General features: G+C 67.7%; 17 protein-coding genes and 3 pseudogenes. 8 read left to right on the plus strand and 12 right to left on the minus strand.

The window, feature by feature from the left end; translation table 11 throughout:
• Positions 1-48: 48 nt before the first annotated feature.
• The 6 genes and pseudogenes from FUT88_RS19525 (at position 49) to FUT88_RS19545 (ending at position 6,071) form a co-directional block, all read left to right on the plus strand.
• Positions 49-1,874: pseudogene (locus FUT88_RS19525) on the plus strand (carbamoyltransferase).
• Positions 1,871-2,922: pseudogene (locus FUT88_RS19530) on the plus strand (glycosyltransferase family 2 protein). Before FUT88_RS19525 ends, FUT88_RS19530 begins: the two co-directional pseudogenes overlap by 4 nt.
• Positions 2,919-3,602: a glycosyltransferase family 9 protein gene (locus FUT88_RS26855; RefSeq protein ID WP_261797221.1), complete on the plus strand. Its 684-nt coding sequence runs from the start codon at positions 2,919-2,921 to the stop codon at positions 3,600-3,602. Before FUT88_RS19530 ends, FUT88_RS26855 begins: the two are co-directional and overlap by 4 nt.
• Positions 3,527-4,063 (plus strand): glycosyltransferase family 9 protein, encoded by a 537-nt coding sequence (locus FUT88_RS26860; protein WP_261797222.1) that lies wholly within the window; start codon positions 3,527-3,529, stop codon positions 4,061-4,063. Before FUT88_RS26855 ends, FUT88_RS26860 begins: the two co-directional genes overlap by 76 nt.
• Complete coding sequence (locus FUT88_RS19540) at positions 4,060-5,052, plus strand: glycosyltransferase (RefSeq protein ID WP_147217595.1); 993 nt, start codon at positions 4,060-4,062, stop codon at positions 5,050-5,052. Before FUT88_RS26860 ends, FUT88_RS19540 begins: the two co-directional genes overlap by 4 nt.
• Entirely contained in the window at positions 5,049-6,071 is a 1,023-nt protein-coding gene (locus FUT88_RS19545) for a UDP-glucuronic acid decarboxylase family protein (RefSeq protein WP_186829343.1), read from the plus strand. The genes FUT88_RS19540 and FUT88_RS19545 overlap by 4 nt, the downstream gene beginning before the upstream one ends.
• A gap of 25 nt (positions 6,072-6,096) precedes the next feature.
• Here the strand turns inward: FUT88_RS19545 and FUT88_RS19550 are convergent, their stop codons facing one another.
• From FUT88_RS19550 to FUT88_RS19575, 6 genes are all read right to left on the minus strand, one after another.
• On the minus strand, positions 6,097-7,020 hold the full coding sequence (locus tag FUT88_RS19550) for a glycosyltransferase family 2 protein (protein ID WP_147217597.1): 924 nt from the start codon (positions 7,018-7,020) through the stop codon (positions 6,097-6,099).
• On the minus strand, positions 7,004-7,726 hold the full coding sequence (locus FUT88_RS19555; RefSeq protein ID WP_147217599.1) for a PIG-L deacetylase family protein: 723 nt from the start codon (positions 7,724-7,726) through the stop codon (positions 7,004-7,006). Before FUT88_RS19555 ends, FUT88_RS19550 begins: the two co-directional genes overlap by 17 nt.
• On the minus strand, positions 7,723-8,994 hold the full coding sequence (locus FUT88_RS19560) for a zinc-dependent alcohol dehydrogenase (RefSeq protein ID WP_147217601.1): 1,272 nt from the start codon (positions 8,992-8,994) through the stop codon (positions 7,723-7,725). Before FUT88_RS19560 ends, FUT88_RS19555 begins: the two co-directional genes overlap by 4 nt.
• Before the next feature lie 96 nt (positions 8,995-9,090).
• Positions 9,091-10,362, minus strand: coding sequence for an Nramp family divalent metal transporter (locus FUT88_RS19565; RefSeq protein WP_147217604.1), 1,272 nt, complete (start codon positions 10,360-10,362; stop codon positions 9,091-9,093).
• 7 nt (positions 10,363-10,369) lie between these two features.
• Complete coding sequence (locus tag FUT88_RS19570; protein WP_147217606.1) at positions 10,370-10,636, minus strand: hypothetical protein; 267 nt, start codon at positions 10,634-10,636, stop codon at positions 10,370-10,372.
• Positions 10,637-10,671: 35 nt separating this feature from the next.
• A complete protein-coding gene (locus FUT88_RS19575) occupies positions 10,672-11,163 on the minus strand; it encodes a DUF421 domain-containing protein (protein ID WP_147217608.1) in 492 nt (163 codons plus the stop codon).
• 327 nt (positions 11,164-11,490) lie between these two features.
• Here FUT88_RS19575 and FUT88_RS19580 point away from each other — a divergent pair.
• Positions 11,491-12,179, plus strand: a pseudogene (locus FUT88_RS19580) (SDR family oxidoreductase).
• Positions 12,180-12,200: 21 nt separating this feature from the next.
• Here the strand turns inward: FUT88_RS19580 and FUT88_RS19585 are convergent.
• The 6 genes from FUT88_RS19585 to FUT88_RS19610 form a co-directional block, all read right to left on the minus strand.
• Positions 12,201-13,337, minus strand: coding sequence for a porin (locus FUT88_RS19585; protein WP_147217610.1), 1,137 nt, complete (start codon positions 13,335-13,337; stop codon positions 12,201-12,203).
• A gap of 115 nt (positions 13,338-13,452) precedes the next feature.
• Positions 13,453-14,673 carry a 3-(3-hydroxy-phenyl)propionate transporter MhpT gene (gene mhpT, locus FUT88_RS19590; protein WP_147217612.1) on the minus strand — a complete coding sequence of 407 codons (1,221 nt, stop codon included), beginning with the start codon at positions 14,671-14,673 and terminating at the stop codon, positions 13,453-13,455.
• A 29-nt stretch (positions 14,674-14,702) separates the two neighbouring features.
• Positions 14,703-16,451 carry a tannase/feruloyl esterase family alpha/beta hydrolase gene (locus tag FUT88_RS19595; protein ID WP_147217614.1) on the minus strand — a complete coding sequence of 583 codons (1,749 nt, stop codon included), beginning with the start codon at positions 16,449-16,451 and terminating at the stop codon, positions 14,703-14,705.
• A 60-nt stretch (positions 16,452-16,511) separates the two neighbouring features.
• Complete coding sequence (locus tag FUT88_RS19600; protein ID WP_147217632.1) at positions 16,512-18,416, minus strand: feruloyl-CoA synthase; 1,905 nt, start codon at positions 18,414-18,416, stop codon at positions 16,512-16,514.
• An 81-nt stretch (positions 18,417-18,497) separates the two neighbouring features.
• The gene (locus FUT88_RS19605; RefSeq protein ID WP_147217616.1) at positions 18,498-19,961 is read right to left on the minus strand and encodes an aldehyde dehydrogenase; all 1,464 of its coding nucleotides are present in this window, start codon (positions 19,959-19,961) and stop codon (positions 18,498-18,500) included.
• A gap of 38 nt (positions 19,962-19,999) precedes the next feature.
• A complete protein-coding gene (locus FUT88_RS19610; protein WP_027679713.1) occupies positions 20,000-20,833 on the minus strand; it encodes a p-hydroxycinnamoyl CoA hydratase/lyase in 834 nt (277 codons plus the stop codon).
• A gap of 187 nt (positions 20,834-21,020) precedes the next feature.
• On the opposite strand from FUT88_RS19610, the gene FUT88_RS19615 reads away from it, so the two are divergent.
• Positions 21,021-21,494, plus strand: a complete 474-nt coding sequence (locus FUT88_RS19615; protein ID WP_147217618.1) for a MarR family winged helix-turn-helix transcriptional regulator — start codon at positions 21,021-21,023, stop codon at positions 21,492-21,494.
• Positions 21,495-21,528 lie beyond the last annotated feature (34 nt).

A 21,528-nucleotide genomic window follows, 5' to 3' on the forward strand; every position in this document is an offset into this window, starting at 1 on the left:
GCGCCGCCCATGACTTGTATTGACTGAACCGATTGACGGAGCCCCCGCATGGAAGCCAAACCGCTCTACACCCTCGGCATCAACGCGGCGTATCACGACTCCTCCGCCACGCTGGTGCGTGACGGTGTGGTGATTGCCGCCGCTGAAGATGAACGCTTCACGCACGTCAAGCACGCCAAGCGGCCGGTGCCCTTTTCCACCTGGCAGCTGCCGTATCACGCCATCGATTACTGCCTGGCCGAAGCCGGTATCGACCTGGCGCGCGTGGACCACGTCGCCTACTCCCTCGACCCGGCCCTGCTGACCGACCTGCAGGCGCAGACCCATATCGCGCTGCCGCTGCAGCCGTCGGCGCAGCTGGATCTGCCGCCCGGCGCCGCGCCGTGGGACCCATTGTTTCTCTCGTACGTGCTGAACGCCCCGCGCCAGCTGGCCGACGGTGCGCCGCATCATCTGCAGGCGCGCTTCGCCAACGTGAAGCACACCGGACCGTTCCGCTGGTCGTTTGTGGAGCACCACCTGGCCCACGAGGCCAGTGCTTTCCTGGCGGCGCCCTACGACGACTGTGCCGTGCTCACGATGGACGGACGCGGCGAGCGCGCGACCACGTCCTACGGCCTCTTCCGCAACGGCGAATACACACGCCTGCAGCAGGTGGACCTGCCGCATTCCCTCGGCTTGCTTTATGAAGAGGTGACGGACTACCTCGGTTTTCTGCGTTCGTCCGACGAATACAAGGTGATGGCGCTGGCGTCATACGGGGAGCCCCGCTATGTCGACGCATTCCACGAAATGGTGCGCGTTGACCCGGACGGCCGCTACACCGTGGCACCGCTGCGCCTGGAAGAGCGCTTCGGCCCGCCACGCCAGCGTGGCGGCCCGATGGAACCGCGCCACTTTGACATCGCGCGTTCGCTCCAGCAGGTGCTGGAAGAGACGGTGCTGACGATGAGCCAGTGGCTGCACCAGGCCACCGGCGCGCGCAACCTGGCCATGGCCGGCGGCGTGGCGCTCAACTGCGTGATGAACGCGCGCATCCGCGACCGCGGCCCGTTCGAAAACGTCTGGGTGCAGCCAGCGGCCGGCGATGCCGGCACGTCGCTTGGCGCCGCGCTGTGGACGGATTACCAGGCGCGCGGCAACAAGCAGCGCCTGTGGAAGATGGACCACGCCTATCTCGGCCCGTCGTATGCCGATGAAGAGATCGAGCAGTTCCTGACGTGGTCGAAGCTGCCGTTCGAGCGTCTGGACAACATTGCCGAGCAGACCGCCGAGCTGCTGGCGCAGGGCCAGGTGATCGGCTGGTTCCAGGGGCGCATGGAGTTCGGCCCGCGCGCGCTCGGTGCGCGGTCCATCCTCGCTTCGCCCATCCCCGCCGACATGCAGGCGCGGCTGAACGAGATCAAGGACCGCGAAGACTTCCGCCCCGTCGCCCCGGTGGTGATGGAAGAGCGCGCCGCCGACTGGTTTGTCGGTGCACAGGTCGCGCCGTTCATGCTGTTCATCTTCGACGTGCGCGAAGACCGGGCCAAGCAGATCCCGGCGGTGCGCCACGTCGACGGCACCGCGCGCGTGCAGACCGTCAACCGCCGCCAGCATCCGCTGTATTACGACCTGCTGGCGCGTTCGAGCGTCGCACCGGTGTGCCGATCCTGGTCAACACGTCGTTCAACACGCGCGGCGAGCCCATGGTGTGCAGCCCGCGCGATGCGGTGGAATCGTTCTGGACATCGCCGCTCGACGCGCTGGTGATCGGGCCGTTCCTGCTGCGCAAGACGGCCCTGCGCCCGGAGCAATCGCAGACCCAGGGAGACGGTGCCGTGCGCAATGTCGACGGGCTGCGGCGCGTGCCCGGCCTGGCGGGGGTCGCATGAACCAGCCGATGCCGTTTGACGTGTCGTCGGTCACGCCCGTGCAAGGGGCGCCCGCCATGTCCGTCGTGATTGCCACATGGCGACGCCCGCAGATGCTGCAACGCTGCCTGGACGGCCTGCGGGCGCAGACGTTCGACGCGCACCGCCTGGAACTGGTCGTGGCAGACGACGGCCCGGACGACGCCACCCGCGCGGTCGTGGACGGCTTTGCCGCTGCGGCCCCCGGCTGGCGCGTGCAGTACGTGCCCGTGCGCGAAACGCAAGGCCCCGCCGCCGCACGCAACCGCGGCTGGCGCGCCGCCACCGGCGACATCATCGCCTTCACCGACGACGACACCATTCCGGCGCCCACGTGGCTGGCGGAAGGCTGGCGCATCATGACCACGGCCGAGGGCGTTGCCGGTGCTGAGAACGGCGGCCCGCCCGACGCCGCCACCGGCGCAGTCCGCATGCCGTTGCCGGAGCGTCCGACGGACTACGAGCGCGACGCCAGCGGCCTCACCCGCGCCGAATTCGTCACCGCCAACTGCTTTGTACGGCGCGCGATGCTGGAGCGCGTCGGCGGCTTTGACGAGCGCTTCCGGCTGGCGTGGCGGGAAGACTCCGATCTGCAGTTCCGCATTCTCGATGCAGGCGGGCGCATCGTGCAGGCGCCGCGCGCACTGATGCACCACCCGTGCGGCCAGCGCCCTGGGGCGTGAGCGTGTCGCAGCAGCGCAAGGTGTTTTACGACGCGCTGCTCTACAAGAAGCATCCCCGGCTTTACCGCACGCGCATCCGGCCGGTGCCGCCGTGGCATTACTACGGTGTGGGGGCGGCCGTGGTGGTTGCAGTGGCCGCGCTGGCCGCGCACTTGCCGTGGGTGGCTGCTGCAGCCGCCCTGGTCTGGCTGGCGCTCACGCTGCGCTTCACGGCCATGCGGCTGCGCGGCACCGCACACACCGCGCGGCATGTGCTGGAAATGTTTTGGACATCCATCGCCATTCCGCCCCTGGCGCTGTACTGGCGCTTGCGCGGTGCATGGCATTTCCGGGTCTGGTTCCTATGACGCCCGCTGCTGAACTCCTGCGCGGCGCACGCCGCATCGCCGTCTTTCGCGCCTTGCAACTCGGCGACATGCTGTGTGCCGTGCCGGCCCTGCGCGCGCTGCGGGCCGCTGCACCCCAGGCGCACATCACGCTGGTGGGCCTGCCATGGGCGCGCCAGTTCCAACAGCGCTATGCCGATCTGCTGGACGACTTTGTCGCCTTTCCGGGCGGCGACGGCTTTCCGGAAGCCGGGCCGGCCGATGCAGAAGCGACACACGCGTTCTATGCCGGCATGCGGGCACGCTGCCTGGATGTCGCCATCCAGCTGCACGGCAGCGGGCCGCAATCGACGGAGGTGGTCCGCCAGTTTGGTGCGCACCATGTGTTCGGGTTTCAGCCCAGCGGGGCGATCGCGCGACAGGCCAACGCAGGGCTGCTCCCGTGGCCGACGCAGTTGCCCGAGGCGCAACGCCTGCTGGCGTTGCTCAATCACCTGGGGGCGCCGGCGGTGCCGGCCACACCGGACTTTCCGCTCCTGCGCGAAGACTATGCCGAGCGCTTGCGCTCCTGCGCCATCAAGCCCTGGACCGCGACCGCCTTGTCTGCCTGCACCCGGGCGCGCGCATGCCCACGCGGCGCTGGTGGCCGGAGCGCTTCGCGGCAGTGGCCGACACGCTCATCGTCAGCGGGTTTCATGTAGTGATCACCGGTGCGGCATCGGAGGCGGCACTCGCCGAAGAAGTCCGCAGCCACATGCGCCAGCGTGCGGCCTCTGTGGTGGGGCAAACCTCGCTTGGCGGGCTCGCGGCACTGCTGCGGCTGTCGCGCCTGCTCATCTGCAACGACACCGGCGTGTCGCACGTGGCGGCGGCGGTGCGCGCGCCCAGTCTCGTCATTGCCTGCGGCAGCGACGTGGAACGCTGGGCGCCGGCAGACCGCACGCTGCACCGCGTGCTGGCCGCGGACCCGCCGTGCCGGCCGTGCATGCATTGGACGTGCCCCACCGGGCATGAATGCGCGCGCGATGTGCCGGCGCGTCAGGTGCTGGACGCCGCGTATGCCGCGCTGTTCGACCCCGACGTCCACCTGCGCGCCTCTTACGCGCCCCAGGCTGCCGAGTCCCGAAACGCATCGCACACGATCGAGAATTCCACCTCATGACCCACCCCACGCGACAACGCCTGCGCATCCTGACGTGGCACGTGCACGGCAACTACCTGTACTACTTGTCGCAGGTGCCGCACGACTTCTATCTTGTGACGCGGCCGCCCGATGCCTCGGGCCGCGTGCCGCCCGGTAACGCGGGCAAGGTCGGCGCGCTGCCCTGGGGTGACAACGTGCACGAAGTCCCGTTCGACGCCGTTGCCGGGCAGCACTTCGATGCGGTGCTGTACCAATCGCGCGCGCATTGGGAAAACGATCGCCTCTCGGTCCTCAGTGCCGCGCAGCGGGCGTTGCCCACGATCTATCTCGAACACGATCCGCCGCAGGAACACCCCACCAACACGCTGCACTGGGTGCAAGACCCCAACGTGCTGCTGGTGCATGTGACGCCGTTCAACGCGTTGATGTGGGACAGCGGCATCACGCCCGCACGCGTGATCGAACACGGCGTGCACTTGCCCGTGCCGGCGACCTACACCGGCGAGCTCGAGCGCGGCATCGTGGTCGTGAATCATCTGCACAAGCGCGGGCGGCGGCTGGGTGCCGACGTGTTCCAGTCGCTGCGCCAGCACGTGCCGCTTGATCTGGTCGGCATGGGGGCGGAAGCCGCGGGCGGGATCGGCGAAGTCGGCAACCTCGACCTGCCCACCTTCTGCGCGCGCTACCGCTTCTTCTTCAACCCGATCCGCTACACCAGCCTGGGCCTGGCCGTGGTGGAAGCGATGACCATCGGCATGCCGATCGTCGGCCTGGCCACCACGGAGATGAGCACGGTCATTCGCAACGGCCACAACGGCTACGTCGATACCAGCCCCGATGCACTGGCAGGCGTCATGCAGACGCTGCTGCGCGATCCGGCCCTGGCCCGCCGCTGGGGCGACGCAGCGCGCGAGACGGCTCGCACGCGTTTCGGCATCGACCGCTTCGTCGCCGATTGGCTGGACGCGTTTGCCACCGTCATGGAAAACAGGAAGGAGGCGGCATGAGACACCACGGAGACGCACACCACCCCGGCCATCCCGAGCCGCACCACCATTGGCGCGACCAGCGCCGCGTGCTGGTCACGGGCGGCGCCGGCTTTCTCGGCTCGCACCTGTGCGACCACCTGCTGCGCGACGGGCACGATGTGCTGTGCGTTGACAACTTCTACACCGGCACCAAGCGCAACATCGCCCACCTGCTGGGCCACCCGCGCTTCGAGGTGCTGCGCCACGACGTGACTTTCCCGCTGTATGTGGAGGTGGACGATATCTACAACCTGGCCTGCCCGGCCTCACCGATCCATTACCAGCACGACCCGGTGCAGACCACCAAGACGAGCGTGCACGGTGCGATCAACATGCTGGGGCTGGCCAAGCGCGTGGGCGCGCGCATCCTGCAAGCCTCCACCAGCGAGGTGTACGGCGACCCGCATGAGCATCCGCAAACCGAGCGCTACTGGGGCAACGTCAACCCGATCGGCGTGCGCTCGTGCTACGACGAAGGCAAGCGCTGCGCCGAGACCCTGTTCATGGACTACCGCCGCCAGCATGGCCTGGACGTCAAGGTCGCGCGCATCTTCAACACCTACGGCCCGCGCATGCACCCGAACGACGGGCGCGTTGTCTCCAACTTCATCATGCAGGCCCTGGCCGGCGACCCGATCACGCTCTACGGCGATGGCCGCCAGACGCGCGCCTTCTGCTACGTGGACGATCTCATCGACGCACTGGTGCGCTTGATGAACACGCCGCCGGATTTTTCGGGACCGGTCAACGTGGGCAACCCGGTGGAGATGAGCATGCTCGATATCGCGCGGCAGATTGTGGCTTGCACACGCTCGACGTCGGAACTCGTCTTCCACCCGCTGCCGCAGGACGACCCGACGCAGCGCTGCCCCGACATCACGCTGGCCCGCGAGGTGCTCGGGTGGGAGCCGCGCACCGCGCTTGAAGTGGGGCTGGCGCGTACGGTCGAATATTTCCGGCAGCAGTTCTTCCTTGCGCCGATGCCCGTGCCGGCCTGAGCTTCCGGCCGGCACGGCCACCGGGCTAGCCGATCGACAGTGTGGGGATGGCGCGGCGGCGCTGGCGGTCGGCGTCCATCTGCCGCCACAGCGCCACGGTGGTCGGCTGCACGGTATGCCGGCGCAGCAATGCGCGCGGCAGGCGCACCAGCGCGGCCGGCAACGCCTCGGCAAGCACGCCCTGTTCGGCCATCGCGCGGATGGCGCGGCCCGTGACCCGCCAGGCCAGGTCGAGCGGCAACCGCAGCCACGCACTCAGCATCTCGTTGCGCGCGAGCAGTGCACGGCGCTGCTTCACATCACGCACCGGCGATGGGTTGTGGTGCGTGACCACCTCGCGGCAGTAGACGATACGCCAGCCCGCGTCGACCAGGTCGAGCGCCAGCACGCTTTCTTCACCGCCGATAAAGAGGTCGCGCCGGTAGCCGCCGGCCTCGGTAAAGGCACGCGTGCGCGCCACGCAAGCGCCGGCCATGAAGCCGAGCAGCGCGGGGCCAGGCAGTCCATCGGAAGGCAACGTGCTGGTGGCCATGGGCTCGCACGCAGTGTCGTCGCGGCGCGTCGGGCCGACCACCACGTGCGCCGCCACCACGCCCACCGACGGATACCGCTGCAGCACGTCGACCGCACGTGCCACGGAGCCCGGCAGCCACGCGGTGTCGTCATCGCAGAAGGCAACGTAAGGCGTATCGATGCTGGCCACGCCAAAGTTGCGACCGGCTGCGCCGTAGTTGCGCGGCGCGCGCACGACGGCGACGTCGGGAAAGCGCGCGGCGATCTGGTCGGCGGTGCCGTCGGTGGAGCCGTTGTCCACCACCACGATCGGCCACGGCTCCTCCAGCGCCACCAGCTTGCCCAGCGTCTCGAGGACGGTGGCTGCGCGGTTGTACGTCAGCACGACGATGGAACACGGTGCCTGCGCCCTGCGGGCGTCATCCAACGGTTGCATGATCGGGTTCTCCTTGCTTGGGTTCCAGCAGCCAGAAACGTTCGGGCTGGTGCAGGTCTTCCACGCCGCCGGGGCCGAACGCGCGCAACTGGCTGGCGTAGCAGGCCACGGCGCGGCGCTTCTGGCGACCATCGACGGCCGTGACGGGCGACACCGGCGTGGCCACAATGTCCTGCGCGGCCAGTGCAACGATGCGGTCCTGCACGGCACCGCGCCCCCGCCGGTACAGCGCATCCTCATAGCCGATCCAGAGCCGTTGCGGCAGCTTGCGCAGCAGCAGCAACGCCGCTTCGTGCACGAGGACGTGGTCGCTGTGGAACAGCCCCAGCGGCACGAACACCGCGTCTGCCGCGCGCCTTTCCACCAGCCGGTAGAGCGCTCGCTCCAGTTCGGCCACGGTGGGCGTCTGCCCGTACTGGCTGTCGCAAAAACCGAGGTGATGCACCGTAGCGCTGACCTGCGCGTGCGCCTGCGCATCCTCCAGCCTGCGCGCCGCCACAGCCTGGGTGGAATCGGCAAAGCCCGCCTCCTGGTCCCAGGTCGTTGAGACCGGTGTTTCCGGCGCGCCACCAAACACCGTGACCGTGCGGCTGCCGTGATGCGCCGCGAGCAACGCACCGCACGAGAAAATCGCGTCGTCAAAGTGCGGCGAGATCACCAGCACCGGCCCGAGGCTGGCGACGCGATCGTGCAGCGCCCGGCTCATGCCCGTGAGGCGCCGGGCGTGCGAGCGCCGTCAGTGGCTTGCGGGTCCAGCTTGACCTTCATCCAGCCGGGTTCACGCGTGTCAAAGGCGCGGTAGGCATCGAGCGCCGCCGCCATCGGCTCGCGCACAGACAGCACGGCCGCCGGATCGATGGCGCCCGTGCGCACCAATTCCACGAGCTTGGGCAGATAGCGCCGGTGGTTGCAGTTGCCCATGCGGATGGTGAGGTTCTTGTTCATCGCCATGCCGATCGGGAACGTCGTGTCGTTGGGCGGGTACACGCCGATGATCGACAGCGTGCCCGCCTTGGCAAGGCCTTCGACGGCCCAGCGCAGCGCTTGCGAGGGCGCATCGCCGGCTTGCCACGGTGCGTTCTCGTTGGCATCGGAAACGGCACCCGTGCCGCGTGCTTGCGGGGTGGTGGCTTTGCGCTCGGCGGCAAACGCTTCGGCCGTCTTGTCGTCGGGCCGGGCAGGGCCGTGGTCGGCATGCTGGGCGTCCACGCCCACGGCGTCGATCGCACAATCCACGCCAATGCCGCCGGTGAGCCGGCGCAACGCCTGCACGGGGTCTTCACGTTCGAAGTCGATCACCTCGGCGCCTTGGGCGCGCGCCATGTCGAGTCGGTCCGCCAGGTGGTCCACCGCAAAGATGCGCCCCGCGCCCATCAGCTTGGCGGAGGCGATCACAAACTGCCCGACCGGCCCTGCGCCGAACACGGCAACGGTATGGCCCGGCTTGATGTTGGCCAGATCGGCGCCGAAGTAGCCGGTGGGGAAAATGTCCGACAGCAGAATGGCCTGGTCGTCCGACACCTCGTCGGGCAGCTTGACGAGGTTGACGTGCGCAAACGGTACACGCGCCTTTTCGGCCTGCAGGCCGTCGAAGCCGCCGGCTTCCTCCGGGCCGCCGTAGAACGACGTGCCGGCCAGATGCCCGTGCGGATTCGCCACATCACATTGCGCGGTATAGCCGGCACGGCAATATGCGCACGCGCCGCATGCAATGGTGGACGGAATCACCACCCGATCGCCGACCGACAAGTTGCGCACGTCGTCGCCGAGTGCTTCCACCACGCCTACACCTTCGTGGCCGAGGATGCGCCCCTCCTTCACATCGGCCATGGTGCCGCGTACGAAGTGCAGATCCGTCCCGCAGATGGCGCTGGCCGTGAGGCGCACGATGGCGTCGGTGGGCTCGCGCAGTGTCGGCTCGGGCACGTCTTCCAGACGAATGTCGCCGATGCCGTGAAATACGACAGCTTTCATGATTGACCCCTGGTTGGTGAACAGGACACCGCACTTGTTGCGCGGTTTCGCCCAAGACACGCAACCCCGGTGCCTGCGCGGCAACCCGGCGGCCTGTCAGGACCCTCGCGCGGCCAGCACGAAGAACAGCAAGGTACTGGTGCACATGCTCAGCGTCGCCAGCCAGGCCGTGCCATGCAGCAGCGGGGAACTGCGGAACGGCCCCATCACCGCCTTGCGGCGCGACATCAGCTGCAGCATCACCATGACAGGCGTGGCGGCCACGCCATTGAGCACCGCGGCCCAATACAGCAGCTTGAACGGCTCGATGGGCAGAAACACCATCACCGTGGCCGCCGCCATCACCAGCGTGAGGAACAGGTAGAACTTAGGCGCGCGGTGCACCTTCGCTTCAAGGCTGCTGTGCCACTTGAAGGCCTCCGCGGCGGCATAGGCAGCGGAGCCCGCCAGCACCGGCACCGCAAGCAGCCCCGTGCCGATCACGCCCACGGCAAACAACGTCTGCGCAAAGCGGCCAGCCACCGGCTTGAGCGCTTCGGCGGCCTGCGCACAGGTTTCGATTTTCGTGACGCCATGCGTGTGCAGCGCGTAAGCGGCCGTCAGCATGATGCAGAAGGCAATCAATGCCGACACCACCATCCCGACCGTCGTGTCGATGCGGATGCGAGCGAACTGGTCCTTCGCCTGCCACGGCGCCTTCTTGAGCGGCGCTTCGTCTTCAGCCAGGCGGGTTTCTTCCACCTCCCCTGCGGCCTGCCAGACAAACAGATACGGGCTGATGGTGGTGCCGAACACTGCGACGAGCGTCATCGCATAGTCCTTCGACCAATGCAGCTGCGGGACCACGGTGTCGTGCAGCGCATGCGCCCAGTCCACCTTCACGACAAATGCCGTGGCCACGTACGCCAGCAGCGACAGCGCGGTCCACTGCAGATAGCGCGCATAGCGGCGATACGGCATCCAGACTTGCAGCACGAGCGTGAAGACGGCAAACAGGCACGCATACCACGCGGTCGAGCCGCCCAGGAGCAGCCGCACGCTGTCGCCCATGGCAGCAATATCGGCCCCGACGTTGATGATGTTGGCCACCGTGACCAGCGCCACGAATGCATACGCCAGCCACGGCGAGTGATGCTGCCGGATATTGGCCACCACGCCCCGGCCGGACACGCGCCCCAGGCGCGCACTGACCAGTTGGATGGAAATCATCAGCGGCAGCGTCAGCAGCAGCGTCCAGAGCATGCCGGTACCCATCTGCGCACCGGCCTGCGCGTACGTGGCGATCCCGCTGGGGTCGTCATCTGCCGCGCCAGTGATGAAGCCGGGCCCCAGCCGGCGGTACCACGGGGTGTCGTCAGCTGCGGGCACGCTGGGCTCAGCTCCGGTTGTCAGTCGAGGGCGCGTCCGGCGTCTGCTCCCCGGGGTCGTGCAGCTTGTCGCGCGTGATGCCCGGCGGCACTTCGCCTTGGCGCATGCGGCGCAGCGTGTCGTGCTTGCTCTGCGGCTTCGGTGCCGTGCTGCCTGTGCGGCCGGCTTCCGCATTGGCCGGCCGATCGCCCGGCTTGCGGTGCGACTCGGCCTGTTCCCAGTCGGCCTGACGCTGTTCGGCGTCGCGGTTTTCCTTCTCTTGCCTGTCTCGCATGGTTGCCTCCGGTGTACGTGTGCAGGTGTGAAAAATCAGCGGCGCTTGCGGATCAGGCTGACCTGCCCGTTGCGCTCCAGAATGGCGGCCTCCACATCGTCCAGCGTGCGCGAGCCGAGGGTCTGGCGCACGCTCTCATGCACATCACCCACGGTGATGAGCGCGGCATCCATCTGGCCTTGGTCGAAGCACCCTTCCCGATAGATCTCGCGTTCGCGGCCGGCGATGAGCCGATCGAGCTTGGGTAGCCGCACGCATGCCCACCCCAGCAGACGGTGCACCGCCACCAGTGCGAGCGAAGCCGACACCGTCGCCAAAAAAGGCGATGCGCCGACGATAGCGCGGCTCAGCGTGGCGCCCAGCAACACCGCAACAACGAAATCGAACGGCGCACGCTGGCCGAACGAGCGGCGGCCCGACAGGCGAACCAGCGCCAGCCCGATGGCGAACACCACCACTGCACGCATCGCGGTTTGTAACGGGTTGAGATCCTTGCCTTCGCCAAAGAGGAACAGCAGCGTGTCCATGGCGCCTCCCGGGGTGGATGTGAAGTGTTTTCCACCACGGCAGCAAGCGGCGTGCCGCAACGCATGCGCCCCCGACCGCACCTCGCGCGAGGTTGAAAGCGATGGCATGCCGCGTGCTGAAAGCCGGTGTATCCACACTGTCATAGCGAGCGCACCATGCCCGACCAGCCACAGCAACAACCACCACAGCACCAGGACCGCCAGCCCGGCACCGAGAGCGACATGACGCCGCGCCCGCGCGCCGAGATGGAAAATTACTTCGGCAGCGGCAAGCTTGCCGACAAGGTCGCCATCGTCACCGGCGGCGACAGCGGCATCGGCCGCGCGGTGGCCATCGGCTTTGCAAAGGAAGGCGCCGATGTGCTGATCGCCTATCTGGACGAACACGACGACGCCAACCAGACCTGCCGCCTCGTCCGCGCGACTGGCCGCCGCTGCGAAGCCATTGCCGGCGACCTGGGCGACGAAGCGCATGCCCGCGCGGTGGTCACGCAGGCGGTGGCCACCTTCGGCAAGATCGACATCGTGGTGAGCAATGCGGCAGAACAGCACCCCCAGCAAAGCCTGGCCGACATCGACGCTGTGCAGCTCGAGCGCACGTTCCGCACGAACGTCTTCGCGATGTTCTATCTGATCCGTGCCGCGCTGCCGCACCTGCATGAAGGCGCGCGCATCATCACGACCACCTCGGTCACGGCGTTTCGCGGCAGCGGCCACCTGGTGGACTACGCCGCCACCAAGGGCGCAATCGTCGCGTTTACGCGATCACTGGCGCAGCAGGTGGCCGAGAAGGGCATCCTGGTGAATGCCGTGGCGCCGGGGCCGATCTGGACACCGCTGATCCCGTCCACCTTCGACGCCGAGCACGTCGCCAAATTCGGCAGCAACGAGCCGCTGGGCCGGGCCGCCAGCCGGATGAAGTGGCGCCGTGCTACATCTTTTTGGCGTCTGCCGATGCGAGCTACATGACCGGGCAGACGCTGCATCCGAATGGGGGGGAGATCGTCAACGGGTGACGGTACCGCCCCCCGGCTGCATCAAAACGCCGTGCGCATCCCGACCATCGCGCCGAGCTGGTTCACACCCTTGCCCGGCGTGGTCCCACCCCCGCCGCCGCTGACGGAATACTGCGCGTTGGCGCTGTTCCACAGATAGCCGGTCTGCGCATACAGCGCCGTGCGCTTCGAGAGCGAATAGACGCCGCGCAGCACGGCCATCGTCGCGCTGCGGCTCTGGTCGGCATTGACGAGGCGGATCAGACCGGCATCCAGCGTCAGCGCGCCCGTGAGCGGATAGCTGCCGTTGACGAAGTAGAGGTTGGAACGGACGTCGCCGGCAACGGCCTGCACGTGGCGACCGATCCAGCCCACGCCGAGCTTGGCGTTGCCGAGCTTCACATAGCCGTTGGCGACGATGCGGCGGTCTTTGTCGCCCGCATCGGTAAGCGCGATGGGCGCACTGCCGTTGAAGAACGATGCGGTGGCGCCGGTGCCGCCGCGTTGCTCTTCATAAGCGCCGGCCACGCCAAAGGTGGCCGCGTCGTACTTGACCATGGCCGACATGGCACGGCACGCCGATGCATTGCCCGCCACCTCGCCCGCGCAGGTTCCGGAGGCCGGCACACCGCCCGCAGCATCGCGCCCGAACGAATACGTGGCACCCACCGTCAGGCCGCTGAAGGTGCCTTTGTAGGCGATGGTGTTGTCCGTGCGCGCGTTTGGAATGTACGCATCGAGTGAGCCGATGGCGTACTGGCTGGGGCCGAGGATGTCTGCATCGGCCAGCGACAGAAACACCATGCTGTACTGCCGACCCAGCGTGACGGTGCCGTAATCGCTCGCCAGCCCGACCCACGCCTGCCGGCCGAACAGGCGACCGCCCTGGCCGGAAGTGCCGGTGTCGGTGTTGAAGCCGCTTTCCAGCGTGAACACGGCCTTCATGCCGTTGCCCAGGTCTTCAGCGCCGCGCAAGCCCCAGCGCGAGGGCAGCGTGCCCGTGACCGACGGAATGCGCGTGAGGCCGTTGCCATTGGTATTGGCATGGCTCACGTATTCGATGCCGGTATCGATGAGGCCGTAGAGCGTGACGCTCTGCGCATTGGCCGCGCCGCTGGCGAGCGCGCACGTGGCAGCGGCCAGCACGAGACAGTGCGTGCGCAAGGTGGTGGTTTGCATGTGGGGCCCCTCCTAGGGTCGAGCCGGTCCCGCCCCCCATGTCTGGCAGGCCGGCGGTTTGGTATGCGTGGAAGGCGCCATCGGGCCGACGGCGCGAGAAAGAACAACCGCTATGTCAGTCCTGCACGCGCGGCCGCTTGAGCAGCAGCAGCGCAGCCAGCGCCGCGATGATGGTGACCGGGATGCTGGCGCCAATGATGGTGGTGGCGTGCTGCCCCATCGCCAGCAGTTGACCGGCCAGCAGCGGCCCGGCGATCGAGCCCAACCGGCCCACCGCCACCGCAGCGCCCACGCCGGTGCCGCGCACGACGGTCGGGTAGTACGCCGCCGCCAACGCATACAGCACCGACTGCGCGCCGATCACGAACAGCCCCGCCATGAAGGCGCCGGCCGACATCGATGCCATGCCGCCCGCCGCAGCCAGCAACGACAACGCCGCGATGATGCCGACATACATGCCCGACACTACCCAGCGCGGGCGCGCCGCATCCATCAACATGCCAATGCCCAGCGCGCCGGCACCGCCGCCGATGTTGAACAGGATCTGCACCATGCCAACCTGCGGCCGGCTCAGTCCCTGTGCGGCCATCAGGGAGGGCAGCCAGTTGAGCAGGAAATACAGCACGATCAGCGTGAAGAAATAGCTGACCCACAGGAACAGCGTGGCCGCCAGGCGACGCTCGCCAAACAGCGCCCATGACACCGGCGGCGGCTGGATGGCGCCCCGCTGCGCGCTGTCGAACCGGCGCGATTCCTGCAGCGTCAGCAGCAGCGGCACCACGACGAGCGGGCCGAAGCCGCCCACGTAGAAGATATGGCGCCAGCCGGAATCGCCGGCGCTCAACATGCCGACCACCGCGGCGATGGCACCGCCAAACGGGATGCCGCAATACATAACGCTCACGGCGGTGTTGCGCAGGCGTGCGGGTACCGCTTCGGCACACAGCGCGATCAGGTTGGGCATGGCGGCCCCCAGGCCGATGCCGGTGGCCACGCGAATCATCAGCAGGCTGTTGAAATCCCACACGTGCGCGGTGGCGATCGAAAAGATGCCGAACAGCGCCGTCGCCAGGATCAGCACGCGCTTGCGGCCGATGCGATCAGCCAGCCGGCCGCCCAGCATGGCGCCCGGCAACAGGCCAAACGTGCCGGCGCTAAATGCGAGGCCCATCTGCCCGACCGACAGGCCGAACTCGCGCGCCATGCGCGGCGCAGCCACGCCGATGGATTGCAGATCGAGCCCCTCAAGCAGCGCAACGATGAAGCACAGCCCAAGGGTCATGGCGACGCCGGCGCCAACGGTCTCCCGGCTCAACGTCGTGGTGGTGGTTTGCATGGCATCTCCTTCCGGATGTTGGGCGGCCGTCATTGGCAACTGAAGCTCGAGGCGTCGTTGATGTTGCCGGCGCCCGTGTAGCGCGCGATCTTCGGGTAGGCGCACAGCGGACGCGTGCGGTCGTGGCCGGCGGCATTCCAGTCGCTGGGCACTTCGGCATTCGGCACGGCGTTGGCGGGGCCGCGTGCGGTGGCGACCACGCTGTCGGGCGCCACGCCGCGCTCCACCCAGGCCACCAGCGGCGTGAGCATGTCGAACTGGTCGGCGGTCGGCCCGCCCGCGCAGTGATTCATGCCCGGCACCGGATAGAAGCGCGCGAAGTTGCTGGCATCGCCGCCGTTGGCTGCGGCCAGGCGCTGGTACCAGTCGGTCGTGTCGTCGGACGAGAACACCGGGTCGCTCGTGCCGTGATAGACCATCAGCTTGGCGCCGCGCCCCTTGAGCGTGCCGAGGTTGGTCTCATCCGGCGGCGTCATGAAAGACCAGGCGGATTCGGTGTACGTGGCGTCTGTGGCGAAGATCTTCGGTGCGTCGGTGTCCATGTTGAACGCCAGGCCATACGCGGTGAGTGACGTGATGGCCGACGCCGGCTGCGGCGTGGTCGTAAACACGAACGCCAGCGCTGCAGGATCCAGCTGGATCGAGTTGCCTTGCTTCCACGCCGCCCAGTTGCTGCCGCTGATGCCGGCGTCAAACGAAAAGCCCGAGTACAACGCCTGCCCCGCACTGTTGCGCGCGCCGGCAAACAGGTTGGCCATCACGGTTTTCTGCGCGGCGGTCAGGCAGGTGCCGTCACGGGCGCCGGTGCAGGTCGGCACATCGTTGGCGAGGCTGAAGGCGGTCTGGCACGCCTTGAGGTTGTTGATCATGCCGTCGGTCGTGCCGTCCAATGCGTCGCACTTGGCGAGTACGTGGCTGGCCACCATGGCGCGCTCCGCGGCGGACAGGGACGTGGTGATGTCTGGAAAGCCCGCGCTGGTGTTGGCGGTCGCCACCGTCGCCAGTTGCTGGGCGCTGTACACCTCGTTGATGGCCGCCTTGGGCAGATGGAAGCCCGGGTCGCCGGCCAGGATGCCGTCATACGCGTTGGCCGAACGCGCGGCGGCCACCATCGCATGGCGCCCGCCGTTGGAGCACCCGCCAAAGTAGCTGCGGTCCGGCGCCTTGCCGTACACCTGCGCGATCATCGACTTGGCCATCGGCGTGAGCGTGGCAACGGCGTTGTAGCCGTAATCGAGGCGGGCCTGCGGGTCGCGCCCGAACAGCGGCACCTGGCTGCCGTTATGCCCCGCATCCGAACTGATGACGGCAAACCCGGAGCCCAGTGCACTGCTGACGGGACCACCGCCCAACGCGCCCAGCGCCGTGGCCACCGCGCCATCCAGCCCGCCGTTGGCCTGGTAGTAGAAGCGACCGTTCCATGCCTTGGGCAGACGCATCTCGAAACCGATGGCGTACGTCTTGCCGTCCACCGGGCTCACACGCGTGTTCATGGTGCCGGTGATGAGGCAGTGCTCGGGCACGGCGTTGCCGCCCACGCTCAACGTGCCGGCGGCCACGGTCGAGATGGCGGTGATGCTGGTGTTGGCAAAACTCAGCTTGTCGGCAAAGCTCTCGCACGCGGCGGCGAGATTCAACCCCGTGGCAGGCGAAAGCTGCGGCAGCTGCGATGCTTGCGACGACGAAGCGTCGCCTGTGCTGTCGTCGTTGCAGCCGGCGCAGCTCAGCGCGAGGGCGAGCGCGGCCAGCGCCATGCCCCGTGACATGACGGTCTTCATGAGTCTCCTCCTGGGTGGATGAACCGGTCTTTGCCGGTTGGTCGGATTGCTGCGTTGGAATCAGCCCGCGCGGATCACCGCGGGATCGCCATCGCGATACAGCGTGTCGACCTGCTCGGCACGGTGGGCCAGCACGGCGCGCTGGTTGAGCGTGCCCTTGTCGGTGACCTCGCCGCGGTCAAGCGATGGCGGCACGTCGAGCAACAGCAGCCGCGCCACGCGCGTCGCGCTGCCGGTGGCCGTGGCGTTCAGTTCGTGCAGCAGTGCGGCAAATGCGGCGCGCACGGCAGGGGCGGCCAGCACTTCGGCTGTGCTGGCGCTGGCGGGCAGGCCAGAGAGCCGCCGGCATCGCTCCATCTGCGGGAACACCAGCAAGCCGATGTCGTCACGGTTCATGCCGGCAATCACCACGTCCTGCACATACGGCGCGCCTGCGGCAATCACACGTGCACGCAATGGGCCCACGCTGACGAACGTGCCGGAGCTGAGCTTGAAGTCCTCCGCGATGCGGCCATCGAAGACGAGGCCTTTTTCGGGGTGGTCGGCGTCGTAGAAACGCAGCGCGTCGCCGCTGCAGTAGTAGCCGTCTTCATCGAAGACCGGTGCGGCAGGCTCTTCCCCCAGGCGCCAGTAGCCACGCATGACGTGCGGCCCGCGAAAGCGCGCCTCCAGCTTGTCGCCCACGGGCACGAGCTTGAGTTCGCAGCCCGGCGCCGGCGTGCCGACATAGCCCGAACGCATGATCGGCCGGGTCGTGAACAGGCAGCACGGCGACGTCTCTGTCATGCCCAGGCCGGCCATGATGCGGATGCGTTCGCCGCAGTGCTGGCCGGTCACGCGCTCCAGCCGGTCCCAGGCCTCTTGCGACAGTCCTGCACCGCCAAAGAAGTAGAGCTTCACGCGGGAGAAGAAGGTCTCGCGCAGCGCCGGGTCCCGCTCCAGCGCCAGCGCGAGTTCTTCCCACCCCTTGGGCACATTGAAATACGCAGTGGGTGCGATCTCGTGCAGGTTGCGCAGGGTCTCGTCGAATTTGCCGGGCACGGGCCGGCCGTCGTCGATGTATAGCGTGCCGCCGTTGTAGAGCACGATGCCGACGTTGTGGCTGCCGCCGAACGTGTGGTTCCACGGCAGCCAATCCACCAGCACCGGCGGCTCCTTGGCGAATTCGGGAATGGTCTGGCGCAGCATCTGCTGATTGCTGCACAGCATGCGGTGCGTGGTCGGCACGGCCTTGGGCGCGCGCGTCGAGCCCGAGGTGAACAGCACCTTGACCAGCGTATCGGGGCCGGTTGCGGCCTGCGCGGCGTCTGCCGTGGTCACGAGCGTGTGCAGCAGCGTGTCGAAGGCGGTGGCGCTGCGCCCGGGCAATACGCCGTCGCGCGTGATGACCTCCACGCCGGGCGGCACCACCGCGCTGATGGCGTTGGCAAAGGCCGCGCCATCGGCGGCATAGACGAGCCCCGGCGTCAGCACGTCAAACACGTGGCGCAGCTTGCCGAAATCCGTCGACACCAATGCATACGGCGGCGACACCGGCGCGTACGGCACACCCGCCCACATGGCGCCCAGCGCCAGCTGCAAGTGCTCAAGATCGTTGCCGGACAGGATCGCCAGCGGGCGCTCGGTGGAGACGCCGCGATCCAGCAGCGCCTGGCCAATGGCGCGTGCGCGCTCCAGCATCTCGCGATAGGTCAGCTTGATCCATGCGCCGTCCGGCCCGCGACGTGCAGCCAGCACGCGATCCGGGTGGCGCTGCGCGCCCGCGACCAGGCAGTCGGTCATGCGCGCCGGATGTTCTGCCAGCGCTTCGGTATTACGCACGTGCCAGACACCGCGGTCGCGCGCGTCCATCTCGCAACGCGCAGGCGCATCGCTCACGGCAACCTGCCTGTAGGGGTGATCGGGCACACCTGCCGGGGGCGGCGTGTGATGCCCGGTTTGAACCTGCGGGCCCTGAGCCTGCATTTCGACGTGATTCACGTCTTGTCTCCTGAATGCGCCGCCCGTTTTATGGTTGTGGTGGGCGGCTGCCGAACTTCAGATCGGTTAAATCGGATAGTGGCGCGGCGTATTCTGCAAGGTGATCCAGCGCAGTTCGGTAAATTCCGCAATCGACGCCTTGCCGCCAAACCGGCCGTAGCCGCTGCTCTTCACGCCGCCAAACGGCATCTGTGCCTCGTCGTGCACGGTGGGGCCGTTGATGTGGCAGATGCCCGATTCGATACGCTGCGCAACCCGCATCGCGCGCGACACATCGCGGCTGAACACGGCGGCCGACAAACCGTATTCGCTGTCATTGGCCAGGCGAATCGCCTCTTCATCGCCATCCACGCGCGCCACCGTCACCACGGGGCCGAACGATTCCTCGTTGTACAGCCGCATGGCGGGCGTCACGCCATCCACGATGGCCGGCTGCACGATGGCGCCATCCATGTGCAAGCCGACGGGCAGCGCAGCGCCGTGCGCGCGGGCATCTTCCACCAGCGCCTGCACGCGCCTGGCTGCATCTACGCTCACCATCGCGCCCAGTTGCGCGGTCGCGTCAGTCGGGTCACCTGCGCGCAGCGTGCGCGCCTTGGCGGCCAGCTTGTCGACGAGGGCATCGGCAATCTTGCGATCGACAATGACGCGTTCGGTCGACATGCAGATCTGCCCCTGGTTGAAGAATGCGCCAAACGCAATCGCGTCCACCGCGGCATCCAGGTCGGCATCGTCCAGCACCAGCACCGGCGCCTTGCCGCCCAGCTCCAGCAGCGCAGGCTTCAGGTGCCGCGCCGCGTGCTGCGCAATGATGCGCCCCACATGCGTCGAGCCCGTGAAGTTCACGCGGCGCACGGCCGGATGCGCGATCAGGCGCTCCACCACCTCGGCGGCATCGGCCGGCGCGTTGGTCACCACGTTCACCACGCCATCGCCCAGGCCCGCCTCCTGCAGCACGGTGCCGATCAGCCGATGCACGCCCGGGCACAGTTCCGACGCCTTGAGCACGACCGTGTTGCCGCATGCCAGCGGCATGGCCAGCGCGCGCGTGCCCAGGATCACCGGCGCGTTCCACGGTGCAATGCCGAGCACCACACCGCAAGGCTGGCGCACGGCCATCGCAAAGTTGCCCGGTACGTCCGACGGGATGACGCTGCCGTCGATCTGCGTGGTCATGGAGGCAGCTTCGCGCAGCATGTTGGCCGCCAGCATGACGTTGAAGCCGATCCAGTTGGGGCTGGCGCCGGTCTCCGCCGCGCCGGCGCGGATGAAGGCGTCGGTGTGCTGGTCCATCAAGTCGGCCGCTTTGAGCAGCCGCTTGCGGCGCTCGCCCGGCGCCAAGGCCGCCCACGCGGGGAACGCATCAGCGGCAGCCTGCACAGCGGCGTCGGCATCTTCCAGCGTGGCCGCCGCCGCGCGCGATGCGACTGCGTCGTTGACGGGATTGCGGCGCTCGAAGGTGGCACCGCTGGCAGCTGGCCGGCTTTCACCGCCGATCAGCAGGGTCACAAGCTGAGTCACCTCAGGCATGGGTTCGTCTCCGGGGGCGTTGGCGTGAGCGGACCAGATCAGGCGCGCTTGTAGGCTTGCAGGCCTGGCTTGATCGACTTGTCGTCCAGGAACTGCTTGAGGCCCTGCTCGCGGCCGCCCTCCGGATCGCGCAGCGTGGCCTGGTCGAGCTTGGCGTACAGATAATCCTCGTTCTGCTCCCATGTCAGCTCGCGGCTGCGCTTGAAGCCGTGCTTGGCGGCGCGCAGCACCACGGGGTTCTTCTCCAGCAGCTTCTCGGCCAGTGCCACGGTGCGCGCACGCAGGTGGGCACGCGGCACGCTCTCGTTGACGAGGCCCATGGCGGCAGCCTGCTGACCGGTGAAGGTCTCACCGGTCATGATGTAGTAGAGCGCCTGGCGATGGCCCACGGTATCGGCCATCGCCTTGCTGACGAGGTTGCCCGGCGGAATGCCCCAGTTGATTTCCGACAGGCCGAAGGTGGCCTCGTCCGCCGCAATCGCCAGATCGCACGCCACCAGCGGCGAGAACCCGCCGCCGAAGCACCAGCCGTTGACCATCGCGATGGTCGGCTTGGCATACATGCGCAGCAGCTTCCATTGCCACTGGCAGGCATCGCGCCGGATCTTCTCCTGCAGGATTTCCGGGCCGGCGTCAACTTCGCGGAAGTACTCCTTCAAATCCATGCCCGCCGTCCACGCATCGCCCGCGCCGGTCAGTACCAGCACCTTGGCATCGGCATCCAGCTCCAGCGCTTCGAGCACCTGGATCATGTCCGAGTTGAGCGTCGGGCTCATGGCATTGCGCTTCTCGGGGCGGTTGAACGTCACCCATGCAATGCCCTGGTCCACCTTTACGTCCACGGTTTGCCAGCGCCCTTGGTAATCAGCCATTTCCGTCTCCTTGATCTGTCGGCTGCTTGAGATGCCCGCCGTCTTGTGTGCGGCGCGTCTCAGCTTGGTGCCAATTTAATATCAGGTAGCCTGATATAACAAGGAGATTATCATTGCCGTAAACCCTGATCCGAACGACACGTAGCAGAATGTGCGCATCTGCATAGGTGCACACCCACTCACATCCATGGCGGCCACACGAACCAAACGCAACACACCTCAGCCCGCACAAGACGGCGCACCCGCAACGTCTGCACGACTGCCCTACCTGATCGGCCGCACCGATCGCATCGTCAAGCGCCGCCTGGGCGAAGCGCTCGCCCCGCACGGGCTGACGGTGCCGCAATTCACGGCGCTGTCTGTGCTGCACGCGCGCGGCAGCCTGTCGAACGCGCAACTGGCGGAGCGCTCGTTCATGTCGCCGCAGTCGGCCAATGAAGTGGTGAAGGCGATGGAAGCCCGCGGCTGGGTGACGCGCACGCCCGACCCAACGCACGGCCGCATCGTCATGCTCGGGTTGACCGACGAAGCGCTCGCCTTGCTGGCGCTGTGCGACGAGGCCGTCAGCCGGCTCGAGCAGGAAATGCTGCAAGGAATCGACGCTGCGCACGCGGCATTGCTGCACGATCTGCTGCTGCAATGCGGGCGCAATCTGCGCTGAGCGGGGCCCTTCAGTTGCCACGGCAGTTGCCGTT

The sequence above is a fragment of the Ralstonia sp. TCR112 genome, from assembly GCF_007997035.1.
Classification (GTDB): Bacteria; Pseudomonadota; Gammaproteobacteria; order Burkholderiales; family Burkholderiaceae; genus Ralstonia; species Ralstonia edaphi.

Bases quoted from the DNA above. Each gene is read 5' to 3' on its own strand.
- FUT88_RS19560 (WP_147217601.1), bottom strand. From the start codon at position 8,994: ATGAAAGCTGTCGTATTTCACGGCATCGGCGACATTCGTCTGGAAGAC.
- FUT88_RS19615 (WP_147217618.1), top strand. From the start codon at position 21,021: ATGGCGGCCACACGAACCAAACGCAACACACCTCAGCCCGCACAAGAC.
- FUT88_RS19610 (WP_027679713.1), bottom strand. From the start codon at position 20,833: ATGGCTGATTACCAAGGGCGCTGGCAAACCGTGGACGTAAAGGTGGAC.
- FUT88_RS19540 (WP_147217595.1), top strand. From the start codon at position 4,060: ATGACCCACCCCACGCGACAACGCCTGCGCATCCTGACGTGGCACGTG.
- FUT88_RS19595 (WP_147217614.1), bottom strand. From the start codon at position 16,451: ATGAAGACCGTCATGTCACGGGGCATGGCGCTGGCCGCGCTCGCCCTC.
- FUT88_RS26860 (WP_261797222.1), top strand. From the start codon at position 3,527: ATGCCCACGCGGCGCTGGTGGCCGGAGCGCTTCGCGGCAGTGGCCGAC.
- FUT88_RS19605 (WP_147217616.1), bottom strand. From the start codon at position 19,961: ATGCCTGAGGTGACTCAGCTTGTGACCCTGCTGATCGGCGGTGAAAGC.
- FUT88_RS19570 (WP_147217606.1), bottom strand. From the start codon at position 10,636: ATGCGAGACAGGCAAGAGAAGGAAAACCGCGACGCCGAACAGCGTCAG.
- FUT88_RS19585 (WP_147217610.1), bottom strand. From the start codon at position 13,337: ATGCAAACCACCACCTTGCGCACGCACTGTCTCGTGCTGGCCGCTGCC.
- FUT88_RS19555 (WP_147217599.1), bottom strand. From the start codon at position 7,726: ATGAGCCGGGCGCTGCACGATCGCGTCGCCAGCCTCGGGCCGGTGCTG.
- FUT88_RS26855 (WP_261797221.1), top strand. From the start codon at position 2,919: ATGACGCCCGCTGCTGAACTCCTGCGCGGCGCACGCCGCATCGCCGTC.
- FUT88_RS19550 (WP_147217597.1), bottom strand. From the start codon at position 7,020: ATGCAACCGTTGGATGACGCCCGCAGGGCGCAGGCACCGTGTTCCATC.
- FUT88_RS19600 (WP_147217632.1), bottom strand. From the start codon at position 18,416: ATGCAGGCTCAGGGCCCGCAGGTTCAAACCGGGCATCACACGCCGCCC.
- mhpT (WP_147217612.1), bottom strand. From the start codon at position 14,673: ATGCAAACCACCACCACGACGTTGAGCCGGGAGACCGTTGGCGCCGGC.
- FUT88_RS19545 (WP_186829343.1), top strand. From the start codon at position 5,049: ATGAGACACCACGGAGACGCACACCACCCCGGCCATCCCGAGCCGCAC.
- FUT88_RS19575 (WP_147217608.1), bottom strand. From the start codon at position 11,163: ATGGACACGCTGCTGTTCCTCTTTGGCGAAGGCAAGGATCTCAACCCG.